A 22,375-nucleotide genomic window follows, 5' to 3' on the forward strand; every position below is an offset into this window, starting at 1 on the left:
CTCGGGTGTGTAGGTGTGCTCCGAGCGGGTGCGTCCGAATGGTGCATCGGCATCGGCATCGGTACCAGGCGGGTATCGATGCCGGCCGCGCACGATCCACGTGAGTACGTGGTCAGTCGAGCGAAGGTAGTGACATGGGCAGCAAACAGGGTCGTCGGACGTCACGGGTTGCCGTGGCAATCGTCGGAGCAGTGGCCGCCGGCCTGGCTCTGGCCGGACCCTCCGCGGCTGTTCCTCTCTTCCCCGGTGGACCCGACATTCCGTTGCCCGTCATTCCCGGCGTTCCGTACCTCGATCCGGCGATTCCGGTTCCGGGCATCCCGGGTACACCGATTCAGGCTCTCATCGGCGTCCCCAACTTCTCCGCGCCGTCGCTCAATCCGTCCGCGGGCGAGACCGTCGGTATCGCGCAACCGATCATCATTCGATTCAACGAGGCCGTCGGCGACCGTGCTACGGCCGAACGCGCGATTCGCGTGACCACCGATCCGCCGGTCGAGGGCAGCTTCTACTGGATCAACGACAGCCAGGTCCGTTGGAAGCCGACACAGTTCTGGCCGGCGAACATCTCCGTGACCGTCGACGCCGGTGATTCGCACTCCACGTTCAACATCGGTGACGCACTCGTCACCGTCGCGGACGACAACACCAAGCAGGTCACCGTCACCCGCAACGGTGAGGTCGTGCGCACCATGCCGACGTCGTTCGGCAAGCCGGGTCACGAAACACCGAACGGCACGTACATCGTCGGCGAGCAGTTGCGCGACATGTACATGGATTCGTCCACGTACGGCGTCCCGATCGATTCTCCCGAGGGTTACCGCACCTACGTCGAGTACGCGACACGAATTTCCTACAGTGGCATCTTCGTCCATGCCGCTCCGTGGTCGGTTGCGCAACAAGGTTTCACCAACGTCAGCCACGGCTGCCTAAATGTCAGCACCGAGGACGCCAAGTGGTTCTTCGAGAACGCAGGCAAGGGTGACCCGGTGATCGTGCAGAACACCGCAGGTGGAGTCCTCAGCGGCGCCGACGGATTGGGCGACTGGAACCGCTAGACATCGACGAGGAAGGCCCTGCGCGAGAAGTATTCGCGCAGGGCCTTTTTCGTGTCGCGTTCAGCTCGAGTGTCTTGTACGTTCACCATTCATTCGTTGCGGGCGGTCAGACTGCCTCAGTGAGATCGAGTCCGGAAAGAACGCTGCCCACATCAGGCAAGCCAGGTCTGTGGGGCAGACCATGGCGTGATTACGCGCTGTTCGCGCTCTTGGTAGGTCCCAATCTCGCGTTGCTGATCTTGTTCACCTATCGCCCGCTGGTGGACAACATCCGACTTTCGTTCTTCGACTGGAACATTGCGGACCCGAAGGCGACGTTCATCGGGCTGAGCAATTACCGCGAGTGGTTCGGACGAAGCGACACCTGGCAGATCGTCACCAACACAGTGGTATTCACATTGGTCACAGTGGTGGGTTCGATGGTCATCGGTTTGGCGTTGGCCATGCTGCTCGATCGCAAGCTCGTCGGGCGAAACCTGGTCCGGTCGGCCATCTTCGCTCCGTTCGTCATCTCCGGTGCAGCGATCGGTGTCGCGTTTCAGTTCGTCTTCGACCCCAACTTCGGCCTGATCCAGGATCTCCTGCACCGTGTCGGACTCCAATCGCCCGACTTCTATCAGGATCCCCACTGGGCGCTGTTCATGGTGACGGTGACATACATGTGGAAGAACCTCGGGTACACGTTTGTCATCTATCTCGCTGCACTGCAAGGAGTTCGGCAGGAGCTGAACGAAGCTGCCGAAATCGACGGCGCCAAGCCGTGGACCAAGTTCCGCCGGGTGCTCCTACCTCAGTTGCGCCCGACGACGTTCTTCCTCTCCATCACCGTCATGCTCAACTCGCTCCAGGTCTTCGACATCATCAACGTCATGACCCGAGGTGGTCCGCTGGGGACAGGGACGACAACGATGGTCTACCAGGTGTACAACGAGACGTTCCGAAACTTCCGGGCGGGCTACGGTGCGACGGTTGCCACCATCATGTTCCTGATCCTGCTGATCATCACCGTCTACCAGGTTCGTGCCATGGATCGGGGAGAAGAGAAATGACAGCGGTAGAGGAAAAGAAAAGCGCTGCTACGACTTCCGTCGTTCGGCCCGGCCCGGACCGCAAGAACGTGGACCGGCGTGAGGTCGGTGTGAAGATCCTCGGCTATGCGGCAATGGTGATCGCGTTGGTCATCATCGTCCTGCCGCTCTACTGGATCGTGATGACCTCGTTCAAGGAGCGCCCGGAGATCTACACGCAGCCGGCAACGTGGTGGCCGTCGTCGCTGCATCCCGAAAACTATTCGGAAGCAACCACATCGGTCCCGTTCTGGATGTTCTTGCGGAACTCGATAGTGATCACGACGATTCTGTCGGCGGCGAAGTTCGTTCTGGGGACTCTCAGCGCCTATGGGCTTGTTTTCCTGCGCTTCCCGGGGAAGAACTTCGTCTTTCTCGGAATCATCGCCGCATTGATGGTTCCGAACCAGATCACCGTGATCTCGAATTACGCGCTCGTGGCAGAGTGGGGCTGGCGTAACACGTTCCAGGGCATCATAGTTCCGCTCGCGGGTGTAGCCTTCGGTACGTTCCTCATGCGCAACCACTTCCTCTCGATCCCTTCGGAGATCGTCGAGGCGGCGCGGATGGACGGAGCCGGCCACTGGCGGTTGCTCTGGCGCGTGGTGCTCCCCGTTTCCGGACCCACGATGGTGGCGTTCGGCATCATCACGGTGGTCAACGAATGGAACGAGTACCTGTGGCCGTTCCTCATGTCCGACGATTCCTCGGTAGCACCGCTGCCGATCGGATTGACCCAACTGCAGAACAACGACGGACTTACCAACTGGGGTCCGGTCATGGCAGGAACGGTGCTGATCATGCTACCGATCCTGGTGATTTTCCTTCTGCTGCAACGACACATGATCAAGGGCCTCACCTCCGGTGCGGTCAAGGGCTGACAGCTTTCCCGTCACATTTCTTTCTCGAGGAGCAGTAATGGCAAACATGAACAGGCGCGGATTCTTGAGCCTCGGCGGTGCAATCGCCGCCGGAGCCGCACTGACCGCGTGCGCGGGATCCGGCGGGTCGAGCGCTGATGCTGCGGGAACATCCGGTGCGTCGGGTGATTCCAACACCATCACCTTCTGGTCGAACCACCCGGGTAAGTCCACCGACGTGGAGAAGGAACTGATCAACCGCTTCCAGACCAAGTACCCGGACCTGAAGGTCAACTTGGTGGACGGCGGCAAGAACTACGAAGAGGTGGCACAGAAGTTCAACGCTGCCCTCTCCGGTGGAGATGTGCCCGATGTGGTTGTGCTGTCCGATGTCTGGTGGTTCAACTATGCACTGGCCGGGGCAATCGAGCCGCTTGACGGACTCTTCTCCGAGGTGGGGGTCGACTCGGCCGACTACGTCGATTCACTGCTCGCCGACTACCTGTTCCAGGGCAAGCACTATGCGCTTCCCTACGCGCGGTCGACGCCGTTGTTCTACTACAACAAGGCGGTCTGGTCGCAGGCAGGTCTTCCCGACCGTGGGCCGGCGACATGGCAGGAGTTCGACGAGTGGGGACCCGAGCTGCAGAAGGTCGTGGGCAACGGCAAGTTGGCACACGGGTGGGGCAACGCGAAGGATTACCTCGGCTGGACCTACGAAGGCCCAATCTGGACGTTCGGCGGCTCGTACTCCGACCAGTGGAATCTGCAGCTCGACAACGAGAAGACCATTGCCGCAGGGCAGTTCCTCTCCAGCATGATTCACGACAAGAAGTACGCCGCGGTCTCCACTGACATCGCGAACGAATTCGGTACCGGCATTCTGGCGTCGACCATCGCGTCGACGGGCGATCTGTCCGGCATCAAGAAGACTGCCAACTTCGACTTCGGCACCGCTTTCCTCCCGGCAGTGGACGGAACTCCCGGTTGCCCCACCGGCGGTGCCGGGCTTGCCATCCCGTCCAAGATCTCCGATCAGCGTAAGAAGAACGCGCTCAAGTTCATCGACTTCATCACCAATGGTGAGAACACGGCGTACTTCTCGCAGAACGTCGGCTACATGCCGGTCCGCAAGTCGGCAACCTCGGAGCCGAGCATGAAGGCGTTCCTCGACGCGAACCCCAACTCCCGTACCGCTGTGGATCAGCTCTCGCGTACGCGCTCGCAGGACTACGCACGCGTGTTCGTCCCGGGTGGGGATCAGATCATCGGCACCGGACTCGAGCAGATCGCTCTCCAGAAGGCCGACGTCGCATCGACATTCGCCGGCGTTGCCACGCAGTTGCAGCAGATCATCGACCGGCAGATCACCCCCAAGCTGCCGAAGTAGTAGGAGAGAACACTCATGGCCAACGTGCAATTCGCGGGAGTCACGCACCGCTACGAAGGAACCGATCGACCGGCAGTCGACCGTCTCGACCTCGACATCGCCGACGGTGAGTTCCTGGTACTCGTAGGACCTTCCGGTTGCGGTAAGTCCACCAGCCTGCGAATGCTCGCCGGTCTCGAGTCCGCGTCGGACGGTCGGATCGAGATCGGCGGCACGGACGTCACGCACCTCGCTCCGCGAGCACGTGACGTCGCCATGGTGTTTCAGAGTTACGCGCTGTACCCGAACATGACCGTCGAGCAGAACATGGGCTTCGCGCTCCAGAATGCCGGAGTGGGAAAGACGGAGCGCCGGGAGCGGGTACTCGAGGCCGCGCGGATGCTCGAACTCGAACCCTTGCTCGGACGGAAACCGGCAAAGCTGTCGGGCGGGCAACGTCAGCGAGTTGCCATGGGTAGAGCCATCGTTCGCCATCCCAAGGTGTTCTGCATGGACGAACCACTCAGTAATCTGGACGCCAAACTGCGCGTCAGCACACGGTCGCAGATCGCCGCCCTACAGCGTCGACTCGGCACCACGACGGTCTACGTCACCCACGATCAGGTCGAGGCGATGACGATGGGGGACCGAGTGGCGGTGATGCTGGACGGTCGCTTGCAGCAGGTGGCGAAGCCGCGCGAACTCTACGACAACCCCGTCAACACCTTTGTGGCCGCCTTCATCGGATCGCCCGGCATGAACCTGATCGAAGCGCCGGTCGAGGGAACCGTCGCAGTGCTCGGTGATCTGCGGATTCCGCTGCCCACCGGGGCGTCTGAGCGGGAGCGGGTCGTCGTGGGAGTGCGCCCGGAATCGTGGGATCTGGTGGGAGCGTGGCGAAAGGGCTCGCTGGCCGTGGATGCCGATCTGCTCGAAGAGTTGGGAGCCGAATCGTTCGTCTATGCAAAGGGTGCCCCGGATTCGCAGTGGCAGAGCCGATCCGGTCGAATCGTCATTCGCGTCGACCGGAAGATGTCGGTGGCACCGGGGGAGTCGCTTCATCTGCTGCCCAAGGCCGGCGAGGTGTACTTCTTTTCCGCGGAGACCGGAGTACGTCTGTAGCGATACTGTGTGCGGCATGACCGTCGCACGTTCGCTCTTGCTGTTCGTACTCGCCGCGCTGCTCGAAATCGGGGGCGCGTGGTTGGTGTGGCAGGGAATTCGCGAGCACAAGGGATGGATCTGGGTGGGGCTCGGCGTCATCTCGCTCGGCCTCTACGGTCTGGTCGCCACCATGCAACCCGATGCGAACTTCGGGCGCATCCTCGCCGCGTACGGCGGGATCTTCGTCGCAGGTTCACTGCTGTGGGCGGTGATGATGGACGGATTCCGCCCGGATCGTTTCGACATCGCCGGTGCGCTGATCTGTCTGGTCGGCGTCGGGGTGATCATGTACGCCCGGTAGGCCTTCGGCCCCGTGCGCGCTCAGGGAGTCCAGGGGGTCCCTAAGCGCGCACAGGGGCTTGCCCCTGCTACCAGATCTTCACACGCTTCTCCGGCTCCAAATACAGTGCGTCACCGGGCTTGACGTCGAACTCCTCGTGGAACGTGTCGAGGTTGCGGACGACGCCGTTGCACCGGAACTCCGGCGGCGAGTGCGGGTCGACGGCCAGACGGCGAAGCGCTTCGGCCTCACGGGCCTTCGTGCGCCATACCTGCGCCCACCCGAAGAACACGCGCTGCAAGCCGGTGAGTCCGTCGATGACCGGAGGTTCGGTACCTTCGGTCGCGATCTTGTACGCCGCGATCGCGATCGACAGCCCGCCGAGGTCGCCGATGTTCTCGCCGATCGTGAACTCGCCGTTGACGTGGTGGCCCGGCAGTTCCTTGGGCTCGAACTCGTTGTACTGCTCGATGAGAGCCTTTGTGCGCTTGCCGAATTCGCTGCGGTCCTCGTCGGTCCACCAGTCGACCATGTTGCCGTCGCCGTCGTACTTGGCGCCCTGATCGTCGAATCCGTGACCGATCTCGTGGCCGATGACGGCGCCGATGCCGCCGTAGTTGGCAGCGTCGTCGGCTGCCGCGTCGAAGAACGGCGGCTGGAGAATGGCTGCGGGGAAGACGATTTCGTTCATGCCCGGGTTGTAGTAGGCGTTGACGGTCTGCGGTGTCATGAACCACTCGTCACGGTCGACGGGGCCGCCCAGCTTGGCCAGGTCACGGTCGTACTCGGCGGCGTATCCGCGACGGTAGTTGCCCACCAGGTCGGTTGCCGAGATCTCGAGTCCGGCGTAGTCGCGCCACTTGTCGGGGTAACCGATCTTCGGGGTGAACTTCTCGAGCTTGGCCAATGCAGCCTCACGAGTCTGCGGGCTCATCCACTCGAGGTCGGAGATGTTGCGGCGGTACGCCTCCTGCAGGTTTGCGACCAGTTCCAGCATGCGGGTCTTCGCCTCTGCGGGGAAGTGTCGATCGACGTAGAGCTTGCCGACGGCCTCGCCGAGCAGATCCTGGACCAGGCTTACCCCGCGCTTCCAGCGCTCACGGTTCTCTTCGGTTCCCGAGAGCGTGGTGCCGTAGAAAGCGAAGGTCTCGTCGACCAGGGCCGAATGCAGGTAAGGGGAGCGGGCATGAAGCACCTTCCACGCCGCCCATGCCTTCCAATCGTCCAGTGACTCCGACGCCCAGAGTGCGGTGAAGGTGTGCAGGAAATCGGGCTGGCGGACCACGATCTCGGCGAACTTCTCCGAATCGGCGCCGAGACCGGACAGCCATGCCGCCCAGTCCAAACCGGGGTTCTGTTCGGTCAGTTCCTCGAAGCCCACCAGGTTGTAACTCAGATCTGCGTCACGACGCTTGACGACGTCCCAATGCCCGGCCGCGATCTTCTTCTCGAGCTCGAACACACGCTGGGCGTCGTAGCCGACGCCGGCGAGGGTGAACATCTTGTCGATGTGCGCGACGTACTTCTCGCGGATCTCCGCGTAGTTGTCCTCGCGGTAGTACGACTCGTCGGGGAGGCTGATTCCCGACTGGCTGAAGTGGATCAGGTACCGCTCGGAGTTCTTGGCATCGGTGTCGACGTAATGCGAGATGGCACCGCCGACGCCGACGCGCTGGTGGCGTCCGATCACGGTGGCCAGCGACGACCGGTCCGGCGCATCGGCGACGGCGTCGAGCTCGTCGTCGATGGGGCCGAGGCCTGCGGCCTCCACGGCGTCGGCGTCCATGAAGCTCGAGTACAGGTCGCCGATGCGCTGTGCATCGGTACCGGCGGCCGAGTTGGACTCCGCGGCTTCGGTGATGATGGTCTGTACGTCTTCTTCGGCCTTGTCGTAGAGCGTCCGGAAGGCCCCGTCGACTGCGCGGTCTGCCGGAATCTCGTATTCGGCGAGCCATTTTCCGTTGACGTGGACGAACAGATCGTCCTGCGCCCGTGTGTCGCCGTCGAGGTGGGTGAGGTCGATGCCTGAGCGATGAGCCGTGGTCATTTCTCCATCCTTACACGATCATGACGAACTGCTCGGTGTGTGCGCGATCGCTCCACGCCGAGTTCATCTCTTGTGCTGGGCAACGTCGGTATGGCATGGCACGATCGAATACGTGACCAGCAGACCTGCCGCAGATCCGCACCTGCAGGACCTCGCGCGACTACGACGTGTGCGAGACCGTATCGACCGGGAGTACGCGCGGCCTCTGGACGTGGAGGCGCTCGCGCGGGGAGTGAACATGTCTGCGGGGCATCTCAGTCGCCAATTCCGTCAGGCATACGGAGAACCGCCGTACGCCTACCTGATGACCAGGCGAATCGAGCGAGCGATGGCGTTACTGCGGCGCGGAGATCTCAGTGTCACGGACGTCTGCTTCGAGGTCGGTTGCAGCTCTCTCGGCACTTTCAGCAGCAAGTTCACCGAATTGGTGGGGGTTCCGCCCAGTGTCTATCGGCGCGAGGCCGAGCAGTCGACGGCAGGAATGCCGTCCTGCGTGTCCAAACAAGTCACCAGACCGATCAGGAATCGAGAAGCGCAGACCGCGCAGCCGCAATTAACGTGATCGCCATGGACATCACCATTCACTCGAGTTTCCTTCCGCAGGACGACCCTGATGCCGCCCTGAACTTCTATCGCGACACGCTCGGCTTCGAGGTTCGCAACGACGTCGGCTACGACGGGATGCGTTGGATCACGGTGGGGCCGCCCGGCCAGCCCGGCACCTCCATCGTGCTGCATCCGCCGGCCGTCGATCCCGGAATCACCGACGAGGAGCGCCGCACCATCATCGAGATGATGGCCAAGGGCACCTACGGCGGACTTCTCCTGGCCACCAAAGATCTGGACGACACGTTCGAGCGGCTTCAGGCCGGCGACATCGACGTCGTCCAGGAACCGACCGAGCAGCCGTACGGCGTTCGCGATTGCGCGGTCCGGGACCCAGCGGGAAACCTGATCCGTATTCAAGAACTGCGCTGAGCCCGTCAACTGCGCTGAGACCGTCGGCGATCGACTGACAGATGGAGACACGATGACTGCCTTGCACACCGCAGACAGCCACGATTTGATCCGCGTGCAAGGCGCGCGGGTGAACAACCTCGAAGACATCAGTGTCGAGATCCCGAAGCGGAGGCTGACGGTATTCACCGGCGTCTCCGGTTCGGGGAAGAGTTCGCTGGTATTCAGTACGATCGCCGCGGAATCGCAGCGGATGATCAACGAGACCTACAGCGCTTTCGTTCAAGGATTCATGCCGACGCTCGCGCGGCCGGACGTCGATGTTCTCGACGGCCTGACCACCGCGATCATCGTCGATCAGCAGCGGATGGGAGTCGACCCGCGCTCGACCGTCGGAACCGCCACCGACGCCAACGCGATGCTCCGCATCCTGTTCAGCCGTCTCGGAAAGCCTCACATCGGTTCGCCTCAGGCGTTTTCGTTCAACGTGGCCTCGATCTCCGGAGCAGGCGCGGTCACGATGGAACGCGGCGGACGTCAGACGAAAGAGCGTCGCAGCTTCAAGATCACCGGCGGCATGTGTCCGCGGTGTGAGGGACGAGGGGCGGTCAACGATTTCGATCTGACCGCGTTGTACGACGACACCAAGTCGCTCAACGAGAGTGCGATCACGGTCCCCGGCTACAGCATGGAGGGTTGGTACGGCCGGATCTACCGCGGCTGCGGTTTCTTCGATCCCGACAAGCCGATCAAGAAGTACACCAAGAAGGAACTGAACGATCTGCTCTACAAAGAGCCGACCAAGATCAAGGTCGAAGGCATCAACCTGACGTACACGGGTCTGATTCCGCAGATTCAGAAGTCGTTCCTGGCCAAGGACGTCGACGCGATGCAGCCCCACATCCGGGCGTTCGTCGAGCGGGCGATCACGTTCACCACCTGCCCCGAATGCGACGGGACGCGACTGAGCGAGGGGGCGCGGTCGTCGAAGATCAAGGGCCTCAACATCGCCGACGCCTGCTCGATGCAGATCAGCGATCTCGCGGAATGGGTCAGCGGACTGAAGGAGCCTTCGGTCGCGCCGTTGCTCACGACGCTCGGTGAAACGCTCGACTCGTTCGTGGAGATCGGACTCGGCTACCTCAGTCTCGATCGGCCGTCGGGAACCCTCTCCGGCGGTGAAGCTCAGCGCACCAAGATGATTCGTCACCTGGGTTCCTCGCTCACCGACATCACGTATGTTTTCGACGAGCCCACCACCGGCCTGCATCCGCACGACATCGCGAGGATGAACGACCTACTGCTGCGCCTGCGGGACAAGGGCAACACCGTGCTCGTGGTCGAGCACAAGCCGGAGACGATCGTGATCGCCGACCACATCGTCGACCTCGGTCCGGGTGCGGGTAGCGCCGGCGGAAACGTCTGCTTCGAGGGCACCGTCGACGGTTTGCGTGCCAGCGACACCGTAACCGGCCGTCACTTCGACGACCGGGCCGCAATCAAAGAGACCGTGCGGGAGTCCACCGGAGCAATCGAGATTCGTGGAGCGAACTCACACAACCTGCAGGACGTCGACATCGACGTACCGCTCGGCGTCCTGGTCGTGGTCACCGGTGTCGCCGGGTCGGGCAAGAGTTCGCTGATCCACGGCTCGCTCGCGAAACGCGAAGACGTGGTGTCGGTCGATCAGAGCGCGATCCGCGGCTCGCGTCGGAGCAACCCGGCGACGTACACGGGGCTGCTCGACCCGATTCGCAAGGCATTCGCCAAGGCCAACGGCGTGAAGCCGGCGCTCTTCAGTGCCAACTCCGAGGGCGCCTGCCCGACGTGCAACGGCAACGGCGTCATCTACAGCGACCTGGCGATGATGGCCGGCGTTGCCACTCTCTGCGAGGAGTGCGAGGGCAAGCGCTTCCAAGCCGAGGTACTCGAATACAAATTCGGTGGCAAGGACATCAACGAGGTTCTCACGATGTCGGTGGCCGAGGCCGAGGAGTTCTTCGGCGACGGTGAGGCCAAGACCCTCGCTGCGCACAAGATCCTCGTCCGACTGGTCGACGTGGGGCTCGGATACCTCACGATCGGCCAGCCGTTGACGACGCTGTCGGGCGGTGAGCGTCAGCGCATCAAGCTGGCAACCCACCTGGGTGAGAAGGGCGGCGTGTACGTCCTCGACGAGCCGACCACCGGACTGCACCTGGCCGACGTCGAGCAGTTGCTCGGCCTGCTCGATCGACTGGTCGATTCCGGCAAGTCAGTCATCGTGATCGAGCACCACCAAGCGGTGATGGCACACGCAGACTGGATCATCGACCTCGGCCCTGGTGCGGGTCACGACGGCGGTCGGATCGTCTTCGAGGGCACTCCCGAGGAGCTCGTCGCCGACGGCTCCACCCTCACCGGAAAGCACCTCGCGGCATACGTCGGCAGCTGACCGGGCTCCTACCTCAGGCGTCGATACCCAGGTTGATGACGGCGAGGTAGGACCCGTCCGACTGCTTTTCGACGGTCATGAGGCCGGTGTCGTCGTAGATGCCGTCACTGGCGTTGTTCGTGTTGTTCTCACGACCGGTGTGCTCGCTGTACGGGGACTGCGAGTACACCTCGTCGAGAAGGGTCTCGTCGAAGAAGGTCTGCGACGTGAGGACCGTCTTCTTGTCGATGTGAACCTTGACGTGGATGTGGGTGGTGCGGCCCATGTACCAGCCGGGGAAGATCGTGGTGAACTGTGCGATGCCGTTTGCATCGGTGGTCTGCGCCCCGCGCAGATAGGTACCGTCGTCGGTGGTGGTGGCTTCGGTGTCGCCGACGCTGTACGAACCGTCGGAGGTCTCACCGGACCCTCCCATGCCGCCGCCCATTCCGCCGGGGGCGCCTGACGGTGGTTCGCCCATTCCGCCTCCGGGTGCACCTGACGGAGGTTCACCCATCCCGCCGGCCGGGGGAGTTCCGCCACCGCCGCCGCCGTTGGCGCTCAGCGAACCGGATTCGAAGCCGGAGTACACGCCGCCGGCGTCGCAGTGCCAGATCTCGACGACGGCGTTACTGACCGCGCCGATGCTGCCGTCGACGTTGCACTGGCTGTTGTCCTGCACGCGCATCGCAACCTGCAGCGTGGTGCCCGGACGGTCCTCGCGGATGTCGCCGCGAATGGAGTCGACGTCGAACCAGTAGGGACCCTGCGTCTCTTCCTTGCTCATGACGCACTGCGGTGCTTTGGCCAGCAGTGCGGTGACGGCATCGCCGGACGTGGCCGCTGCGGAAGCGCCGGAAGTGGTTGTCGTCGATGCAGCCGCGGCCGAAGTCGTCGTCGCGGTGCCACTGTTACCGGAACAGGCTGCGATGAGCCCGCCGAGACTGATGGTTCCGCCGAGAGCGAGGGCCCGTCGACGGCTCACGCGTAGCCTGCTCGCTTCGATGTCTTTGTTCACGCCGCTGTACCTCCATTGTGTGGGCTGTTGTCTCAATGGTGGACGGGCGACCTGGTGCGGAACTGGTTATCCGCTGTGAACTTGCTGGGAGAGCATCTGGATGCTCGAGGTGGCCCGTACGTAGACCTGTCCGCCGGCGTCGACGATGCGCGTTTCGATCAGCGCGAGCCTGCGCCCGGCACGAATCACGGAGGCCTCGGCGCGTAAGACCGGCCCGCCGATGTCGGGTGAGCGCAGGAAGTCGATCTTGTGGTCGAGGACGCGATAGTCCTGGTCGACGCTGGTCAGGGTCTGGGCAGACAGGCCAGTGATGGCGTCGACTGCCGAGATGAGGACACCGCCCTGAACGGCGCCCAACGGGTTGGCCATCCAGGCCACGGGTGCGAACTCACCGACGACGGAACCCGGGGTCACGTCGACGACAGCAAGATCGAGGAGTCCGGCGAGTGGACCGCGTTCGAGTTTGCCGTCGCGGATTCCTTCGACGACGTCGGACCCGGACAACCCGCTCAGGTCGCTTGTCTTCTCCGGCGTCGGGACGGGCAGCGGCTCGCCCTCTACGTAGTCGTCGATTCCCACGACGGGGGGACGCGAGACCACCATGGCGCGACCAGCCATCACTGCCAGAAGGGTGCCGTTCTCGTCGCGAAGTTGCCCGGATGCGAGTCCGACGCCGTCGTCGAGATGCACGAGTGTTCCGGTGGCACCGACGTCCGCGATGTCGGGGATGTCGGCGCCCGCACTGACCGTGACCTGCGCGAGCACGGACTGATGGCCCGAGGTCAGTCCCGAGTACACCGCGCCACCCATGGCACCGTCGATCATGACTCCGATGGAACCGAGCACGGTCTTGCCACGGTGATCGTGGAATCGCTCGCCGACGGCCTGCGCGAAGGCCAGGTCCCCGGGCTCGACCGAAACGGCGCGCACACCCATCAATGTGTTGAGTGGGTCAAGCTTCTTGACGGGCGCGGCGGAGTTGTCGATGCTCATCCGTCGAGTATCTCCAGCGCGCCGAGTCCTGCCGAGACCGGGTCTCAACCACCGATACGTGAATGCATCTCCCAGACGAGGACTTCGGCCCCGGCGTCGGAGGTCAGCTGCTGGCCACCCGAATCGCTCAACCGGACAGCATCGCCCTCGTACAGTGTGCCGACGCCCTCCATCTCGGCAGTGCCCTGCGCGACGAAGACGTGCAGGAACCGTGCGCCCGGAAGATTCACGGAGGTGCCCGGCAGAATGCGTGCGACATGCATGGCGGCGTTCTTGTTGTTGATGCGAATCGCCGAATGATCCTTGTAGCGCTCCATCCCGGAGGCAACCGGGATCAGACCGCCGCGCAGCAGTTCGTCGTCGATCTCGAGCTGTTCGTAACCGGGGGTCAGTCCACCTTCGTCCGGTACCACCCACATCTGAATGAAATGCACGGGGTCGGAATGCTGTTCGCCGCCGATACGCCACGAATCGTTCTTCTCACTGTGCATGATTCCGGTACCGGCGCTCATGCGCTGGGCGAGTCCCGGATAGATGACGCCGGTGTGGCCGATGGAATCCTGGTGCACGAGCGAACCGCGAAGCACCCAGGTCACGATTTCCATGTCCTTGTGCGGATGGGTGTCGAAACCGGTTCCCGCCAGTACGGTGTCGTCGTTGTTGACGAGCAGCAATCCGTGATGAGTGTTGTCCGGATCGTAGTGCTGTCCGAACGAGAACGAATGTTTCGAATCCAGCCAGGAGACGCGGGATTTCAAGCGATCGCCGGAGCGGTGCACATCGATGTGCGGTGTCGTCCGTGGGGCCTGTGCTCGACCAGATGCCATGGCTCCTCCTTCTGTACCACCGGGATCCACCACAATCGGGATCCGCCACTACCGGCATCCACCCTACGACGAACCTGCTGTGTAGTCCGAACATTGGGCGTACTCGGTGGTGTCGTCAGTTCGTCGACGCGTGCATCTCCCACACGAGTATCTCCGCATCGCCGATTCCCTCGACTCGTTGACCGCCAGTATCCTTGAGTCGCAACGAATCTCCCGGACCGAGCAATCCGACTCCCTCGACGTCGACAGTGCCACCGGCGATGAAGCCGTGCACGTACGGCGCATCCGGGAGAGATACCGACCCACCGGTCTCGAGGCGAGCAACATGCAGTGCCGCATGTTTGTTGTGCAAGCTGATCGCGCTGTGGTCGCGATGCGCGGGCATCCCCGACGCCAGGGTGATCAGGCCACCGCCGTCGAGTTCGGAGTTGATGTCGAGTTCCTGATAGCTCGGAGTCACTCCGGATTCGTCCGGGGGTATCCACATCTGGACGAGGTGAACGGGCTCGGTGACACGTGAGCCGTCGGCCCGGAAGCGATCGTTGCGCTCGGAGTGCAGGATTCCGGTACCGGCGCTCATTCTCTGCGCGAGTCCGCGATGGATGACTCCGGAGTGCCCAGCGGAATCCTGGTGAACCAGAGATCCGCTGAGCACCCACGTCACGATCTCGGTGTCGCGGTGCTGATGAGTGTCGAAACCGTAGTCGGCTTCGATGATGTCGTCGTTGTTCACCAACAGAAGTCCGTGCGCGTACGCGGCGTGATCGAAGTTTCCGGCGAAGGGGAAACTGTGACGCGCCGTGAGCCAGCCGTAGTTGAGATGCGCACGTTCGTCAGCTCGCTGGACGACTACCGACGACATGTCAGCTCAGCGTCTCGTGTGCCGCCGGGATGGATCCCAGGCGTCCGGCCTGGAAGTCCTCGAAGGCCTGCATGACCTCGGACTTGGTGTTCATGACGAACGGCCCGGCCATCGCGATGGGCTCACGAATCGGTTTGCCGCCGAGGATGAATACCTCGAGAGATTCGGTCCGTGAATCCTGGCGATCGGAAGCGGCGACGGTGATGGAGTCACCGCGTCCGAAGACAGCTGTCTGTCCGACACGAATGGGCCGACGCTCGGCCCCGACCGTGCCTTCGCCGGCGAGGACGTAGACGATCGCGTTGAACTCGGGGTTCCACGGAAGCGTCAGGCTCGCACCCGGGGCCACAGTCGTGTGGGAGAGCGCGATGGGTGTGTACGTCGATCCGGGTCCGGCGTGGCCGGCGATGTCTCCGGCGATGACGCGTACCAAGGCTCCGCCGTCCGGCGAGGAAAGCAGGGCCACCTTGTTACCGGTGATGTCCTGGTACCGCGGAGATGCCATCTTGTTGTCGCGAGGCAGGTTGACCCACAGTTGGACGCCGTGGAAAAGGCCGCCGCTGAGGACGAGGTGCTCCGGCGGAGTTTCGATGTGGAGGATGCCGCCACCCGCGGTCATCCACTGGGTGTCGCCGCCGCCGATAATGCCACCGCCACCGTTGGAGTCCTGGTGCTCCATGATGCCGTCGATCATGTAGGTCACGGTTTCGAAGCCGCGGTGCGGGTGCCACGGTGTGCCCTTGGGTTCTCCGGGTGCGTAGTTGACCTCGCCCATCTGGTCCATGTGGATGAAGGGATCGAGGGCGGAGAGGTCGATGCCGGCGAAGGCGCGGTGAACGGGAAAGCCTTCACCTTCGTATCCGACCGGTGCGGTGGTGATGCTCTTGACGGGGCGGTCGACTGCTGACTCTGCCGGCTCGTCGAGACGGGGCAGGGCCAAGATGTTCTCGACTGTCACAGCAGGCATGTCGTACTCCTTGTATCCGTGAAGCTGATGTCAGGTAGTTGATTGTTCAACTATCTCATTCGGAGTCAACAAAGTCGAGCCCCGGGTATTCCCGGGGCTCGACTGGTGTTCGGATCAGCGCAACATGCTGCCGAGGGTTTTTGCCGCTGCCATGACCTCGGCGCCCAGCGCTGCTTGGTCCTCGGAGTCGAAGACGGAAATTCCGAGGCTGGAGATGGCGTCGCGGCGTCGGCCGGGGATCACCGCTGAGATTCCCAGGACGGACGGGATGACCTCGCCGACGGTCACTGCGTAGCCGCGTGCGCGTGCCGCCGTCACTTCCTCTCGTTCCCCGCTCGTCGGCGGGAGTGAGGCAAGGATGGAAAGCCCGGCGGAGCCGCGGTCGATCGGATCGACCTGCCCTGGATGAAACGCGACGTGAACCTTGGCGCTGCGCGGTTCGACCACCATCAGCGCGCGCACTTCGGTATCGCTCTCGCGGACCACCAGGTGCGCTGTCGCCTCGGTGGCCTCGGCAAGTTCTTGAAGTATCGGGCGAGCGAGAGTGCGCAAATCCTGTTCCACCGGTTCGGCGAGGGTGACCAGGCCGGCGCCGAGAGTGACGCGCTTGAAGGAGTCCTTGCGGCACAGGTGATGAGCCTCGAGCGTGCGGATCAACCGATGTGCGACGGTTCGGTGGACTCCCACTCCGTCGGCGATGTCGGTGACCGACAAGCCGTGCGGATAAGACGTCAGGAGTTCCAGGATCTCGAGTCCGTGGTGCAGCGTTTTCGACATGCTGGAGTCCACTTGAACTGCACTTTTGCGCGGTCGGTGTTCCTCGCTCAGCTCTGACATCAAATCCCTTTCTTGACGTTTGTGAGGTATGCCACCTACGCTTTGAATATATCGCACAGTGTGTGCGATTATCGCACACTTTACGAAGCTGCACAACCTTCGGGTGGATGCAGCGCAGCGTGTTCGGAGAGAACCTTCATGAGCAACTACAGCGTCGTGGCAACGGAGGATGTTGCCGCAATTCACCAGCTGTACGGCCACCAGAGTCATTGCATAGACTCTGGGCGCCAGCAGGATTGGGCGCAGACATTCACCGATGGCGGTGAGTTTCATTCCCCCAGTTATCCGGAACCTGTGGTCGGTTTCGACGACCTTGCGGCTTTTGCTGCTCGCTTCTTCGCTGCGGCGGAAGCTGCCGACGAGGTGCATCGCCACGTTCTGACCAATCTCGTCGTCGAGGCGGTGGACGAGAGTGCTCTCACAGTGCACGGGTACCTGCAGATCGTTGCCACCGCTCGCGGCGGAGACTCGCGACTGGTGCGGATGACAACTGTCACAGATCACGTGGTTCGGGTCGGTGAGGGGTGGAAGATCGCCCGCCGCACCGTCTCCCGCGACGACGCGCCCCGAGCGTCCGAACAAGCTTGAAGTACCGAAATGTTTCTTGCACAACAATATTCAGTAGGAGAAGTACATCATGACCGAAAGCTCTGACCAGACGAACCCGGGCCGTACCGTTGTGACGCAGATGTCGGCGGTGTACCCGGAGTTGGCAGGCAAGGTCGCAGTGGTGACCGGCGCGGCTCAGGGTATGGGTGCGACGTTCGCCGAAGGACTGGCAACGCGCGGCGTACATGTCGTCGGCGCCGACATCAACGAAGAGCAGATGCTCGCCACGGCCGCACGAATCAACACGGACCTCGAATCGAATGCACTGGCGGACAAGCCGGGTCGCGTCGTCGGAGCTCGGGTCGACGTCACCAAGCCCGACGAGCATGAATTGCTTGCGCAGTTGGCGTTGAAGGAGTTCGGCCGGGTTGATTTCTGGATCAACAATGCGGGTATCTTCCCGTTTGCGCTGGCCGAGGAGATCACCCCGGAGCAGATCGGCGCAACGCTGAGTGTCAATGTCGAGGGAGTGCTCTACGGTGCTCAGGCGGCGGCACGTCACCTCGGTCCCGGCGGCGCCATCGTCAACATGTCTTCGGTGTCTGCGCTGCGTGTGCGGAAGGGGAGAGGCGCATACTGCACGTCGAAAGCTGCCGTTGCGCACCTCACGGAGTCTCTCGCAGTGGAGTTCGGCGACAAGGGTATTCGGGTCAACTCCATTGCACCCGGCTACATCGACACGGCGATGACGAAGTGGGTCCAGGAAGATCCGATCGCGCTCGCGAACGCACTCGACGCGGTACCACTGCATCGTCTGGGCTCGCCCGAAGAGGTCTTCGGCCCGCTGCTGTTCCTGCTCTCGGACAGCGCGCGTTACGTCACCGGGCACAGCATTGCGGTGGACGGTGGTTCGCGGCATGTCTGAGTCCACGACATATCCCGGCGTCGTTCTCGTTACCGGCGGTGCTGCCGGGATGGGGGCGCATCACGCGCGCACTCTCGCCGCGCGCGGTTCGCATGTCTGCATTGCCGATGTTTCGGATTCATCCGGCGTGGTCGACGACATCGTCGCCGCAGGCGGATCGGCGTCCGCTCATATTCTCGACGTCACCGATGTCGATGCCTGGGACCGGGTTGTCGACGAAATTCGCACCACCCGTGGGGAACTCGGCGGACTGGTCAACAACGCCGGCATCTCGCGTCGGCTCGAATTCATGGACACCCCGAACGACATCTGGGAACTGACCATGAAGATCAACCTCTTCGGCCCGTTCTACGGTATGAAGGCGGTGGCGCCGCTGATGCGCGAGAGTGGTGGCGGATCGATCGTCAACATCTCGTCCATCGCCGGTCAGATCGGATACTTCTCTCCGGCTTACTCGTCGAGCAAGTGGGGTCTGACCGGTCTGTCGAAGTCGGCCGCAGGTAACTTCGCGCAGTGGGGGATTCGCGTCAACTCGGTGCACCCGGGACTGGTCGGTACGGCGCTGCTCGGCGGCGCGAACGACTTCGTCGCCGCGTCACTGAAGTCGGTTCCCTTCGGACGCATGGGAACTCTCGACGAGATCACCGAAGCAGTGCTGTTCCTGCTCTCGAACAGTTCGACCTACACCACCGGTACGGAACTCACTGTCGACGGCGGGTTGGTGTCGAACGGTCTTTACCACCGCATCATCGCGGAGACTGGAGAACTTTCATGACCGAGCACTGGGACGTCGTTGTCATCGGTGGCGGCGGAGCAGGTCTCGCCGCTGCGGTGTCGGCAGCTGAAGAAGGCGCATCCGTTCTGCTGTTCGAATCCGAAACCGAACTCGGTGGATCCACCGCGCTGTCGGCCGGCATCTTCACGGCCGCCGGAACGAGCGTGCAGGCCGGCCTCGGCGTCGACGACTCGGCAGAGAAGTTCTTCCAGCACTACATGGACCTCAACCAGTGGATGCTCTCACCCGGATTGATTCGTGCGTTCTGCGAAAACGCCGGTCCGACACTGGAATGGCTCATCGGACTCGGCGTCGAGATTCCCGCGGCGATCTCGGGTAACGCTCACCAGCCGGGACTCGCCCAAGCCGGCGTCGAGGACGTCTGGCGCGGCCACGTGCCCAAGGACCAGGGATACGGACTGATTCAGGTGCTGGACAAGGCTCGTCGTAAGCACGGGATCGAGGTCATCTTCGGAACACGGGTGCAGAAGCTGATCGAGGAAGACGGTCGGGTTGTCGGCGTTGTCGCCGACGACATCGAGGTGCCTGCGGGCGCCGTCGTTGTTGCCTCCGGTGGATTCGCGCAAGATCCGGGTTTGGTGGAACGCCACTTCCCGGACGCGAACAAGGCCGGAGAGGCCTTGTTCGTCGTCGCAGCCGAGGGGAGCCGCGGAGACCATCTTCGTTTTGCCGAAGACCTCGGTGCTTCCCTGGCGGGCGACGGCTGGGGTCTGATGCTGCCCACCGTCTACTTCCAGCGATTCCACCACTGGCAGGCCGGCTTTCCGCCGAAGTCGCGGATCTACGTCAACCAGGACGGCCGTCGTTTCATGGACGAGGACAGCTCGTACGCGGTCTCGACCGGCATCATCGACCATCAGGGTGGATACGGTTGGATGATCTTCGACGAGAACGCTCGCGTGAATCTGGCTCCAGGATATGCGGATTGGAATCCCGAACGCATCGAGGAAGAAGTTGCCGCCGGTGGCACGATTCGTGCGGACACGATCGAAGACCTCGCAGTGGCTACGGGTGTTCCGGTTGCGACGTTGGCGCAAACCCTGCGTCGATGGAACGACCAACTGCCCAGCGGTCACGACGACGACTTCCTCCGCCATCGCACGTTGCGGAACAAGGGTGCCGTCGGCAATCCGGATCCTATTGCGACAGCTCCGTTCTATGCCGCGAAAATCCTTCCGGCAGAGCTCGTCTGTACGCATGCGGGAATGGAGATCAACACCGATGCGGCCGTGCTCGGCAGCACCGGAGTACCTATCGAGGGTCTGTACGCCGCAGGTGAGGCCGGCGCCGGAATCCTCGGACTGAGATACGTGGGCGGCGGCAATGCGGTTGCCAACGCTTTGACCATGGGCCGCGTAGCGGGACGTAATGCGGCGAATTACACCAGGACCAGCGCTGAGAGCGCACCGGTCCATTCCATCGCGCACTCCTGACGTCCGACGTCTGCGCGGCACCGAATCCAGTCAGTATCCAATCCAGGCAGGGAACAACATGTCAGAGAATGAGACCATGGCGAGAGCCGAATCCACCGAGGGCAGCAGCGTGGCAACCGAACGACAGTCGACGACGAAGGTAATTCGCGCGGCCATCGTCGGTACCGTCGTCGAGTACTACGACTTCGGTATCTACGGATACATGGCCACGACGATCGCCGCGCTGTTCTTCGTTTCCCATGACCCGAACGCAGCACTGCTCGGTACCTTTGCAGCATTCGCCGTGGCCTTCTTCCTACGCGTGCCCGGCGGCATCTTCTTCGGCCACATCGGCGACAAGTACGGCCGCAAGAACGCGCTGTCCTGGACCATCCTCCTGATGGTTCTCGCGACAGCCGGAATGGGCCTGCTGCCGACTTACGCCACGTTGGGTGTGTGGGCGACGTCCATCCTGGTTCTGGCTCGTTGCCTGCAGGGCTTCGCGGCCGGCGGTGAACTCGGCGGCGCCAACGCGTTCGTCTCCGAGTCCGCTCCCAAACGGTGGCGTGCGACGCAGACCTCGATGGTCAATACCGGCACCTACCTGGGTTCGCTGGCAGCTTCGCTCATGGCCCTCGGCCTGACGTCGGTGTTCTCGCAAGAGCAGATCCTCGAATGGGCTTGGCGTATCCCGTTCCTGCTCAGCCTGCTGATCGGTGGCATCGGTATCTGGATCCGCAGCCAGATGGAAGACACTCCTCAGTTCGAAGAACTGCAGGACAAGGGTGAGACCAAGAAGCTTCCCATCCGTGAGTTGCTCAGCACCTCCGGTGGCAGCGTCGTCAAGATCATCCTGCTGGGCGCACTCATCACCGGCGGTTACTACATCGCCTCGGTGTATGCCGCGACGTACCTGCAGACCACCGGCGGTCATTCGTCGCGCGTTGCTTTCCTTTCCACTTCTCTTGCACTGGTTCTCGGCGTCATCACGTTGCCGATCTCGGGATACATGGCAGACAAGTACGGGCGTCGGCCGGTGCTGTTCGCCGGTAGTGCCGCCGCAGTGGTTCTCGGAATCCCGATGTTCATGATGATGGCCGGTTCTGGCATCTGGCAGGCGGTTGTCGGTCAGTCAGTGCTCTTCATCTGCGTTTCCGTTGTCAACGGTGCTTCGTACGTGACCTATGTCGAAATGCTGAAAGCATCTGTGCGGTACAGCGGTCTGGCATTGGGTAACAACGTCACCAACATGTTCCTCGGTGGCACCGCGCCTTTCATCGCCACCTATCTCATCAGCTTGACCGGTAACTCTCTCGCTCCGGCTGGATACTTCGTCTTCTGTGCGGTGATCACCCTCGTCACGGTCTTCTTCATCAAGGAGACCAAGGGTGTTGAACTGCAGGTTGATTGATCATCGGGTAGAACAGGAGCCTGACCGTGTCCCTCGCTGACAAGCAAGAAATCACCGAAGTTCTGTATCGCTACGCTCGGGCCGTCGATCGGAAGGATTTCGACAGCGTGGCCCTCTGCTACTTCGACGACGCGATAGACAACCACGGCGGTTACATCGGAACCGTCGACGGGCTGATCGAAGACATGAAGCTCAGACACAAGACGATCGACTCGTCGATTCACTGCATTTCCAACATACTGATCGACGTCAACGGCGATGTCGCTCAGTGCGAGTCGTACTGTTTGTGCTTTCTGCGGCAAGAGCGTTCCGGTACGGATACGGTGCAGACGCTTGCGACGATCAAATGCCGTTACGTCGACAGGTTCGAAAGGCGCCACGGTGAATGGCGAATCGCCGATCGGATTGTCGTGTTCGACGAATCCCGTGAAGACGTGATCGAGAACATCCTGTCCACGGACTGGGTGACGCAACGTCGATCCTTCGACGATCCGGTGTACACCAGGACGCCTTGACCAGTAGTGCAGACGAAGGCCTTCACACACATCGTGTGTGAAGGCCTT

General features: G+C 62.4%; 22 protein-coding genes. 15 read left to right on the forward strand and 7 right to left on the reverse strand.

Annotated features, from left to right (window positions below):
- Positions 1-134: 134 nt before the first annotated feature.
- The 6 genes from PCS43_RS24275 to PCS43_RS24300 all read left to right on the forward strand — a co-directional run bounded on the left by PCS43_RS24275 (position 135) and on the right by PCS43_RS24300 (position 5,819).
- Positions 135-1,058: a L,D-transpeptidase gene (locus tag PCS43_RS24275; protein ID WP_209909799.1), complete on the forward strand. Its 924-nt coding sequence runs from the start codon at positions 135-137 to the stop codon at positions 1,056-1,058.
- 74 nt (positions 1,059-1,132) lie between these two features.
- Positions 1,133-2,107: a carbohydrate ABC transporter permease gene (locus PCS43_RS24280; RefSeq protein ID WP_003940557.1), complete on the forward strand. Its 975-nt coding sequence runs from the start codon at positions 1,133-1,135 to the stop codon at positions 2,105-2,107.
- Complete coding sequence (locus tag PCS43_RS24285; protein WP_209909796.1) at positions 2,104-3,006, forward strand: carbohydrate ABC transporter permease; 903 nt, start codon at positions 2,104-2,106, stop codon at positions 3,004-3,006. The genes PCS43_RS24280 and PCS43_RS24285 overlap by 4 nt, the downstream gene beginning before the upstream one ends.
- 37 nt (positions 3,007-3,043) lie before the next feature.
- Positions 3,044-4,375 carry an ABC transporter substrate-binding protein gene (locus PCS43_RS24290; RefSeq protein WP_003940485.1) on the forward strand — a complete coding sequence of 444 codons (1,332 nt, stop codon included), beginning with the start codon at positions 3,044-3,046 and terminating at the stop codon, positions 4,373-4,375.
- Positions 4,376-4,390: 15 nt separating this feature from the next.
- A complete protein-coding gene (locus tag PCS43_RS24295) occupies positions 4,391-5,476 on the forward strand; it encodes an ABC transporter ATP-binding protein (protein ID WP_007731405.1) in 1,086 nt (361 codons plus the stop codon).
- 16 nt (positions 5,477-5,492) lie between these two features.
- Positions 5,493-5,819 (forward strand): YnfA family protein, encoded by a 327-nt coding sequence (locus tag PCS43_RS24300; protein WP_151098199.1) that lies wholly within the window; start codon positions 5,493-5,495, stop codon positions 5,817-5,819.
- 67 nt (positions 5,820-5,886) lie between these two features.
- On the opposite strand, the gene PCS43_RS24305 is transcribed toward PCS43_RS24300, so the two are convergent.
- Positions 5,887-7,845, reverse strand: coding sequence for a M13 family metallopeptidase (locus PCS43_RS24305; protein ID WP_058037706.1), 1,959 nt, complete (start codon positions 7,843-7,845; stop codon positions 5,887-5,889).
- Positions 7,846-7,957: 112 nt separating this feature from the next.
- Here PCS43_RS24305 and PCS43_RS24310 point away from each other — a divergent pair, with 112 nt between their 5' ends.
- The 3 genes from PCS43_RS24310 to PCS43_RS24320 are packed head-to-tail and all read left to right on the forward strand — an operon-like array spanning position 7,958 to position 11,236.
- A complete protein-coding gene (locus PCS43_RS24310) occupies positions 7,958-8,407 on the forward strand; it encodes a helix-turn-helix transcriptional regulator (RefSeq protein ID WP_030535180.1) in 450 nt (149 codons plus the stop codon).
- Positions 8,408-8,412: 5 nt separating this feature from the next.
- A complete protein-coding gene (locus PCS43_RS24315) occupies positions 8,413-8,823 on the forward strand; it encodes a VOC family protein (protein WP_209909792.1) in 411 nt (136 codons plus the stop codon).
- Between the two features lie 52 nt (positions 8,824-8,875).
- Complete coding sequence (locus tag PCS43_RS24320) at positions 8,876-11,236, forward strand: ATP-binding cassette domain-containing protein (RefSeq protein ID WP_209909788.1); 2,361 nt, start codon at positions 8,876-8,878, stop codon at positions 11,234-11,236.
- Positions 11,237-11,249: 13 nt separating this feature from the next.
- Here the strand turns inward: PCS43_RS24320 and PCS43_RS24325 are convergent, their stop codons facing one another.
- The 6 genes from PCS43_RS24325 to PCS43_RS24350 all read right to left on the reverse strand — a co-directional run bounded on the left by PCS43_RS24325 (position 11,250) and on the right by PCS43_RS24350 (position 16,719).
- Positions 11,250-12,233 carry an intradiol ring-cleavage dioxygenase gene (locus tag PCS43_RS24325; RefSeq protein WP_007731412.1) on the reverse strand — a complete coding sequence of 328 codons (984 nt, stop codon included), beginning with the start codon at positions 12,231-12,233 and terminating at the stop codon, positions 11,250-11,252.
- A gap of 66 nt (positions 12,234-12,299) precedes the next feature.
- Positions 12,300-13,226: a PaaI family thioesterase gene (locus PCS43_RS24330; protein ID WP_063315809.1), complete on the reverse strand. Its 927-nt coding sequence runs from the start codon at positions 13,224-13,226 to the stop codon at positions 12,300-12,302.
- A 44-nt stretch (positions 13,227-13,270) separates the two neighbouring features.
- Positions 13,271-14,053, reverse strand: a complete 783-nt coding sequence (locus PCS43_RS24335; protein ID WP_003940511.1) for a pirin family protein — start codon at positions 14,051-14,053, stop codon at positions 13,271-13,273.
- Positions 14,054-14,168: 115 nt separating this feature from the next.
- Positions 14,169-14,915, reverse strand: coding sequence for a pirin family protein (locus PCS43_RS24340; protein WP_003939960.1), 747 nt, complete (start codon positions 14,913-14,915; stop codon positions 14,169-14,171).
- A 1-nt stretch (position 14,916) separates the two neighbouring features.
- The gene (locus PCS43_RS24345) at positions 14,917-15,882 is read right to left on the reverse strand and encodes a pirin family protein (RefSeq protein WP_007731415.1); all 966 of its coding nucleotides are present in this window, start codon (positions 15,880-15,882) and stop codon (positions 14,917-14,919) included.
- 114 nt (positions 15,883-15,996) lie between these two features.
- Positions 15,997-16,719, reverse strand: coding sequence for an IclR family transcriptional regulator (locus PCS43_RS24350; protein ID WP_003939719.1), 723 nt, complete (start codon positions 16,717-16,719; stop codon positions 15,997-15,999).
- Positions 16,720-16,857: 138 nt separating this feature from the next.
- Here PCS43_RS24350 and PCS43_RS24355 point away from each other — a divergent pair, with 138 nt between their 5' ends.
- From PCS43_RS24355 to PCS43_RS24380, 6 genes are all read left to right on the forward strand, one after another.
- Positions 16,858-17,307 (forward strand): nuclear transport factor 2 family protein, encoded by a 450-nt coding sequence (locus PCS43_RS24355; protein WP_054781475.1) that lies wholly within the window; start codon positions 16,858-16,860, stop codon positions 17,305-17,307.
- A gap of 49 nt (positions 17,308-17,356) precedes the next feature.
- A complete protein-coding gene (locus tag PCS43_RS24360; protein WP_007731420.1) occupies positions 17,357-18,193 on the forward strand; it encodes an SDR family NAD(P)-dependent oxidoreductase in 837 nt (278 codons plus the stop codon).
- A complete protein-coding gene (locus tag PCS43_RS24365; RefSeq protein ID WP_039973229.1) occupies positions 18,186-18,968 on the forward strand; it encodes an SDR family NAD(P)-dependent oxidoreductase in 783 nt (260 codons plus the stop codon). Before PCS43_RS24360 ends, PCS43_RS24365 begins: the two co-directional genes overlap by 8 nt.
- Entirely contained in the window at positions 18,965-20,422 is a 1,458-nt protein-coding gene (locus PCS43_RS24370; protein ID WP_003940616.1) for an FAD-dependent oxidoreductase, read from the forward strand. Before PCS43_RS24365 ends, PCS43_RS24370 begins: the two co-directional genes overlap by 4 nt.
- Positions 20,423-20,498: 76 nt before the next feature.
- Positions 20,499-21,812, forward strand: coding sequence for an MFS transporter (locus PCS43_RS24375; RefSeq protein WP_007731424.1), 1,314 nt, complete (start codon positions 20,499-20,501; stop codon positions 21,810-21,812).
- Positions 21,813-21,838: 26 nt separating this feature from the next.
- On the forward strand, positions 21,839-22,327 hold the full coding sequence (locus PCS43_RS24380; RefSeq protein ID WP_030535188.1) for a nuclear transport factor 2 family protein: 489 nt from the start codon (positions 21,839-21,841) through the stop codon (positions 22,325-22,327).
- Positions 22,328-22,375 lie beyond the last annotated feature (48 nt).

Origin of the sequence: Rhodococcus sp. C-2, assembly GCF_027854095.1 — a bacterium.
Classification (GTDB): Bacteria; Actinomycetota; Actinomycetes; order Mycobacteriales; family Mycobacteriaceae; genus Rhodococcus_F; species Rhodococcus_F qingshengii.